At 62.9% G+C, this 6,796-nt stretch carries 7 protein-coding genes, 3 pseudogenes and 1 other annotated feature; of the genes and pseudogenes, 6 read left to right on the plus strand and 4 right to left on the minus strand.

Features of this window, described 5'->3' with window-relative positions:
- Positions 1-126: 126 nt before the first annotated feature.
- A pseudogene (locus OCW50_RS32590) lies at positions 127-626 on the minus strand (IS3 family transposase); the annotation flags it as partial.
- Positions 481-597, minus strand: a sequence feature (AL1L pseudoknot). (Overlaps the previous pseudogene by 117 nt.)
- 72 nt (positions 627-698) lie before the next feature.
- Positions 699-806 (minus strand): annotated as a pseudogene (locus tag OCW50_RS33710) (transposase); the annotation flags it as partial.
- Between the two features lie 138 nt (positions 807-944).
- Here OCW50_RS33710 and OCW50_RS32600 point away from each other — a divergent pair.
- Entirely contained in the window at positions 945-1,535 is a 591-nt protein-coding gene (locus OCW50_RS32600) for a hypothetical protein (protein ID WP_262266529.1), read from the plus strand.
- Between the two features lie 521 nt (positions 1,536-2,056).
- Here the strand turns inward: OCW50_RS32600 and OCW50_RS32605 are convergent.
- Together OCW50_RS32605 and OCW50_RS32610 are read right to left on the minus strand one after the other, a co-directional pair.
- Positions 2,057-2,572, minus strand: a complete 516-nt coding sequence (locus OCW50_RS32605; RefSeq protein ID WP_262300365.1) for a transposase — start codon at positions 2,570-2,572, stop codon at positions 2,057-2,059.
- Positions 2,488-3,090, minus strand: a complete 603-nt coding sequence (locus OCW50_RS32610; protein WP_262300366.1) for a winged helix-turn-helix domain-containing protein — start codon at positions 3,088-3,090, stop codon at positions 2,488-2,490. The genes OCW50_RS32605 and OCW50_RS32610 overlap by 85 nt, the downstream gene beginning before the upstream one ends.
- A 298-nt stretch (positions 3,091-3,388) precedes the next feature.
- Between OCW50_RS32610 and OCW50_RS32615 the strand changes: the two genes are divergently transcribed.
- The 5 genes and pseudogenes from OCW50_RS32615 to OCW50_RS33680 form a co-directional block, all read left to right on the plus strand.
- Complete coding sequence (locus OCW50_RS32615; protein ID WP_210805161.1) at positions 3,389-3,568, plus strand: hypothetical protein; 180 nt, start codon at positions 3,389-3,391, stop codon at positions 3,566-3,568.
- Positions 3,565-4,563, plus strand: a complete 999-nt coding sequence (locus OCW50_RS32620; protein WP_210805153.1) for a beta-barrel domain-containing protein — start codon at positions 3,565-3,567, stop codon at positions 4,561-4,563. The genes OCW50_RS32615 and OCW50_RS32620 overlap by 4 nt, the downstream gene beginning before the upstream one ends.
- 350 nt (positions 4,564-4,913) lie before the next feature.
- Positions 4,914-5,546, plus strand: coding sequence for a calcium-binding protein (locus OCW50_RS32625; protein ID WP_114948665.1), 633 nt, complete (start codon positions 4,914-4,916; stop codon positions 5,544-5,546).
- Between the two features lie 76 nt (positions 5,547-5,622).
- The gene (locus OCW50_RS32630; protein WP_210805155.1) at positions 5,623-6,096 is read left to right on the plus strand and encodes a hypothetical protein; all 474 of its coding nucleotides are present in this window, start codon (positions 5,623-5,625) and stop codon (positions 6,094-6,096) included.
- A 107-nt stretch (positions 6,097-6,203) separates the two neighbouring features.
- Positions 6,204-6,605 (plus strand): annotated as a pseudogene (locus tag OCW50_RS33680) (transposase family protein); the annotation flags it as partial.
- Positions 6,606-6,796 lie beyond the last annotated feature (191 nt).

A 6,796-nucleotide genomic window follows, 5' to 3' on the forward strand; every position in this document is an offset into this window, starting at 1 on the left:
TCTTCTGCAAACTCAAAGAGTTCAAGCGGATCGCCATGCGCGCATGCAAAACCGACCAAAGCTTCGAGGCTATGATCTACCTCGCCGCCGCCGTCATCAACTCACGATGAATCCCCACAAGCCTTAGGTCGCCACATAGGTGAAGCCGCTCACCCACAGGGCGTTCGGCCGCGGCGCCGTGAACTGCCGGTTGACCCGGTCGCGCGGGCAAGGGGCTGCAGCGTCGCTGACGGTCGTCCGGATGCTCTTGCCGCGCACCACGCCTTCGAGGCCCATCTGCCACATCAGCCGGGCGACCGTGCAGCGCGCAACATCGAACCCCTCGCGCTGCAGCTGGCGCCAGACCTTGCGCACCCCATAGACGCCGAAGTTGGCCGCAAAGACCCGGCCGATCTCCTGGCTGAGGTCGGCGTCCCGGCGTTCCCGGGCCGGTCTGCGGTCGGGATGGGCCTTGCGGGCGGCGTGCTCATGGTAGGTCGACGGGGCGATCGGCAGCACACGGCAGATCGGCTCGACCCCGTAGTCCTCCCGATGCTCGTCGATGAAGGCCTTCATGGCTTGAAGCGGCGGTCGCGCTCCGCCTGGGCAAAATACGCGCTGGCCTTGCGCAGGATCTCGTTGGCACGGGGGTGTTCGCTTCGTCATGGCTCCATCCGGTCAGGAGTTGGAGCCTCCGGGAATCCCGGTGCGGTTCACAACAGGCCGACCCCGAGATCCGCGGCAATCGCGCGCCGGCTGCGGCCGCTGGTCAGGGCGAGCCGCACCGCCTCATCCCGAAACTCTCTCGTAAAGCGTGTGTGGGGCATGGAGATCCTCCTGCTTCATCAGCGGCTCTCCAGCTTTTCGGAGCAAGTCCAGCCCGCCTGTACGCAGTGGTGCGTCTGCACGGCAATCTGTTCCAGCCATCGTTCAAGCTACAGGAGAAGACGCGGATCGGAGCTCGTGTGATCAAGCGCTATCATGCGCCGGTATCGCCTGCCGCCCGCGTGCTGGCTCATCCCGGTGTGAGCGAGGCAGACAAAGAGCGGCTACGGGATCTGATAGAAGCATCGGATCCGGTGATGCTGTTCACCGGGATTCGTGTGGCCCAGGAAGAGCTCGGGAAGCGGGTTGATCGTCGTGGCCTGAACAGCACGCCTGAGGAACCAGTCGCCATTGATCTTCAGCGCTTCGCGGCGAGCTTGAAGACGGCCTGGCGGGCCGGCGAGACGCGACCGACGCACCGACGGCCGTATCGGCGCACCAAGCCATATCCGAAGCGGCCGAGCATGTTTGAGCCGTATGAGTCTCGGATCAAAGCGTGGCTTGAGGCCGAGCCCGCGATCCCGGCGGCAACGGTGCTCCAGCGGCTCATGGATGTTGATCCGTCGCACTTCCGGACGAGGAGCCTGAGGATGGTACAAAAGGTTGTGAAGACTTGGCGGGCTGACGTGATGGGGCGGATCATCCTCGACGGAGACTGGATCAAGCGGGCGCACGCCAACCCTTCAGCCACCCGAAGGAGAGATCGTTCGTTCCATCACAGCGCCCGGTAACATTCTTCGGTGAGGCAACAGGTACAGTCACTTCTACAAGTCGGCACTGACGTGGACTTTGCATCGCATCGATGCCTTCCTGATCCGCTGGGCCTGCAACAAATTCAAACGGTTGCGCCGGCGGCGCCAATGGCCGAACATCGGGAGCCGTATGACGCGAGAGTGTGCGCCGTGCAAAACGGCGAGTCGAATCCTCATCCAAGATGAGAGGAGCCGGGAGAAGTGCTTCTGGGTCAACCACCTGACCGGATGGCGAAAGCCTTACGGGACAAGAGCATGGTAGTAAAACGAGGGCTGGGCGAACATGCCAGACCCAACGCCCCGCAAGGCCCGCGCGATAAGGTCAAGGCTGGATTGCTTGAACCCTAGTCACCAGCGATGGAACCGCACATCCCGCGCCACGGCATGTCAGGGCACGGTCGGCAGGATAGGACGGTTTACGTTTCGCGGCCTGAAACTCCCCCTGCCGAACGACGGCCAATGAGGCTGTTCAAGGGGACGAACGGAGGACCTATTGATCTTCACAGAAGTCCTGCAAGGGAGAGCCCTGCGTGGCGAAAGAAGCTGACGATCATCTCGGGTCGGCGCTGAAGACGGCTGAATTCGCGGCGGACCATGCGATGGAGATCAGCGACTGATCCGGGCAGTGCGTTCTCCATGGCACGCTTGACACAGGCATTACACTGCTCCTCTGGGTTGAGCTCCGGCGCATAGGCCGGCAGATAGGCTGCCGCATAATCCTGCGGGTGGGCTGCGATGAAGGCGGTGGTCGCCTGTGACCGATGGGCGTTGAGCCGATCCCAGACCACCAGCAGGGGCGTGCCGATTTTGCCGCGGAAGTAGCGCAGGGCCGATATCACGGTCTGGCTCGAGACGCAGGTGCGGACATGACGGGCATAGAGCCGCCCGTCGGGCGTGATCGCCACGATACTCGACACCTCCCGCCGCTTGCTCACCCGCTGGAGGACCGGGGTGATCCCGCGCCGCGCCCAGGTCGTGCCCGGCCGGGCGCGAAAACTGTGGCCGGTCTCATCCACGAGCAGAAGCGTGCGATGCTCGCGGTGCGACTTTTTTTGAGCGCCACCCAGTCCCGCTTGGGCCAGACGGCGATCACGAGTTCGTCGCGCTCCTTAGCCCGTGTGGCCGGACGCTGCACGGTGAAACCATGGGCCTTGAGCGGCCGCTCCAGATAGCGTGGGTGATAGTGCACTCCGAACTCGCGCTCGATCAGGACGGCAATGCGCTTGAGGGTCCAGCGCTCGGTGGCAAAGCCTGCCGCCACCGCGCCCCGATCCAGGAGCCGGCTCAGTCGGGCCCAGGCTTTCTCATCGAGCCGCGGTGGGCGTCCTGTGATGGGTTGGGCTCCTAGGCCGCGCCGGCCCTGCTGAGCCAGCGTGCCAGCCCAGCGCGAGACGCTGGCCGGGCTCACGCCAAGGTGTCGGGCGATCTCGGCCTGGGAGAGCCGTCCCTGCCGCAGCAGCGTCGCGGCCGCCAGACGGCGCTCCTCCATCTGTTCCGGCGTTAGATGCGCTGGGCGCCAAACGTTGTCACCCATCGCGCACCTCCTCACGAGGATCGACACCGCCCTATATTACACCACTTTCGTGAACGTCATTAGCCGCGGCAATGCAACTGAGGGTCGCTTACTGGCGATTGCAGAACGAAGGGGTATCCGACGAGGACGGCTTTGAGGAGGTTGATGCACTGGCTGCGGCGGGAGTTTACGGGACCATCATGTTGGATGAAGCTGTCGGAGCAGCCGATCGCTTCATCACGGAGTTCTATCCTTCACTCTGCGAGTTGCTCACGTCCGAGAAGGCCTATTTCGCGTCAGAGGGCGACACCTGAGAGGGATGAAGCCGGGTCGTGTCAATCCGAGACACATACTCCGGGTCTGCTCCATCATGGAGGCGGCCGACAAGCTCATGGTCCTCCAGGAGGGCAAGATCAGCCAGTTCGGCCCGCGAACCTCCGTCGTGAGCGCGATCACCCCCGGCGAGAAGCCGATGGCCGCCATGAAAGGAAGCGCATGAGCAAGCGTTCGGACCTCATGGAGCGGAAGCCGTCCGTGCCCGCGACGTACATGGCCGTGAATGTCGAACCGGCGAAGGACCGCCTCCCGCCGCGCGATCCCGGCGAGCCATCCTATCGCGGACCGGTGATCGCCGGTCTGGCGACGATCTTCCTCGGTCTCGGCGGCCTCACCACATGGGCCTTCTCGGCGCATCTGGACAGCGCCGCGATCGCGACGGCCACCGTGGTGGTCGATTCCAAGCGCAAGACCATCGCCCAGCAGGTGGCGGAACTCAAGGCCATCGCGAGCCTCGTCGAGAAAGGCTATGCACCGCGTCCGCGCCTCATGGAAATGCAGACGCGCGAAAGCCAGCTGCAGGGCAACGCCGGCGAACTGAAGTCCCGCAAGGCGAAGGCGGAGCAGGCCAAGGCGGCGGAGCTGGAAATCCTTTTCCTCGGCAACGATTTCCAGCAGCAGGTCGCATCGGATATTCAAACCGCGCAACTCGAACTCGCCGACACGGTCGGGCGGATCGACGCCAAGGACATTCTGCGACGCGTCGAGATCGTCTCGCCTGACCGGGGCACCGTGACCAATATCCGCTCCCGTACCCTGGGCAGCGTCATCGGCGCCGGGCAGCCCATTCTCGATATCGTGCCGGAGAACGAACCGCTGATCGTCGAGGCCAAGATTGGCCCACGCGATGTCGATTCGGTCCGCGTCGGCGCACCGGTCCAGATCCGGCTGACCGCCTACAACAGCCGCAGCACGCCGCCACTCGCGGGAAAGCTGACCTATCTCTCCGCCGACCAGCAGATGGACGACCGGAACAATTACGCCTACTTCGTCGCACGCGCCGAGATCGCGTCGGAAAGCCTCAAGGCGAATTCCAAAATCACTCTCTATCCCGGAATGCCCACCGAAGTCCTGATCGTCAACAAGCCTAGGCGCGCTGTCGACTACCTGCTGCCTCCGATTACTGAAAGCTTCGATCGCGCATTCCGGGAGGAATGACCCGAAGCCCTTCAGGCCCCTCATGCCGGGCCGCTACGTCGCATCGCCGCCGCGCGATGCGACGCGCGAACGATAGTTCGAATTTCGAAACAAATAGAATCCATTCACAAAATATATTTGAACAAATTAAATACAATATTGACTTATATATACTAGTAAATTGATGCTCAAGGAAAATACTACTTTCGGGTTTACAAGTAGTTCTTATTGTTTTACTTAGTTTACACCGGGACACTCTCGACACAATCACCTCCCGGAAATCTCCTTGCGCAAATAGCGCTTCATTTTGGCTCGAACATGCAACCGGGTGCGTCGCGGCTTGCCCGGTGCTGACAACAAGGATGAGAGATATGGCGACTATTGGTGGTGGAGCCTCAAGCGACGTCCTGCACGGCACCCACGGTCCGGATGTGATCTTCGGAAACGGTGGCGACGACCTGATCTTCGGCGGCAACGACAGCGACGCTCTCTCCGGCGGCGCGGATGACGACGTTCTGTTCGGCGGCAACGGCGATGACATCCTGCTCGGCGGCGCCGGAGACGACTATCTTCGCGGCGGCAACGGCAACGACATCCTGAACGGTGGCGACGGGGCCGACGTTCTCGAAGGCGGTTCGGGCGACGACATCCTTCAGGGTGGTGCTGGCGACGACATCCTGCGCGGCGGATCCGGCGACGACTTCCTGAATGGCGGCGCTGGCGACGACATCCTCCAAGGCGGCGCCGGTCGCGACACGTTCGTGTTCAGCGGCGGCGGCGGCAACGACGTCATCCTCGACTTCAAGGCCGGCCAGGACATCCTGCAGATCTCCAAGGGGATCAACGGGACCGATATCGCTTCGGCCGAGGACCTTGCCAGCCGCGTCCATCAGGTGGGCCACAATACGATCGTGGACCTCGGAAACGGCGACACGGTCACCCTCGTGAACGTGAGCGCCGACGACATCAACAACAACCCGAGCGACTACTTCTCGGTTCACTGATCCGCCTCTGCGGCAAAGAGCGGATGTCGCGGACGTTTCTGCGGCGTCCCACAGGGACAGATGGAGACAAAAAGCGATGGCGGAGCTTGCCGTGCTCACCTCACCAGCCAACGATCTTGCCTCCCCCAAGGCAGCCTCTCTCGGGCGCGACGTGGTTCTGCTCACCTGGGACGTGCCGCACGTCGAGCGGGGCTCGTCCTCGAGCCTCAAGAGCGGCGGCGACGACATCTGGCCTTCCGCATCGCTGCGCCTCTCCCTGCCCGACGGCGGATCCCGCCTCTTCTGGATCTTTCAACGCCCAGCGGACGAGCGAGCAAGTCCCGATCTGCACCTCGAAGCCCACGGCTCTGAAGCGTCCCTCAACATCGATCACGATGCGGCGCTTGCCTCGGCGGATGTCGAGAACCTGATCGACGGCATCGACAGTCATGGTCGCGTGGCTCTCGTGTCCGCCTTGTTCAACGTGTGGAGCACGATGTTCCGACTTCGCCGGGACAAGACCTTCATCGACCTTCTCACCGAGCTTCTCTCGCGGATGGCTCCGACGTAGACCTTGGCCATCGTCGGAGCCATCCAAGGTGGAGCGGCGTTCACGGAATCCGATCGCTAGAGCATCGGACGCTTTGTCGGACCCGCCCGGTTCCGACCTCTGCCTATTGGAGAGGGGTAGTGCGTCGCGGATCCGTCGTTTGGTCCGATGCTCTAGACGCCAAGCGTCTGCTGCGCAAGAAGCAAGGCATCACGCCCCGGGTGATGATCCCCGGCAGACTCGCGAGCTACGGCGCGGCCAAGCGAGAGACTACGCCGGGCGTCGAGCATCGGCCGCACAAGGACTGAGACAATCGTGCGGAGAACAGCCATCAACCGACCCGACGACGCGCGTGCACCATGAAGCGATTCACGTCAGCCGGGCAGGTCCAACACTTCCCCTCAGTCCACGATCAAGTGGCCAATTTCTTCTGCCTTTTCGCCGCCCGCAATGCCGCAGAACCTCGCGAGGCCCGCTCGCAGGCCTTTACTGCTTGGGCCGAAGTGACAGGCGTTGTGGTGAACTTCTGATCTGGCGACCACGAGGAGGCACTCTGCCTTCACCTCGCTAAATTGACGGTGTCATGCAGTGCTTCTAGATCCTCGGCGCAGAGGATTTGACGGGTTGGGGGTGGCGCAGGAGGGGCAGGCCTTCAGGGGCGACCAACACCTCGATGCTTCGCGCCACTCCGGGCTGACGGCGGATCAAGCCGGCCCGCTCC

The organism is Microvirga sesbaniae (assembly GCF_025460805.1).
Lineage (GTDB): Bacteria > Pseudomonadota > Alphaproteobacteria > Rhizobiales > Beijerinckiaceae > Microvirga > Microvirga sesbaniae.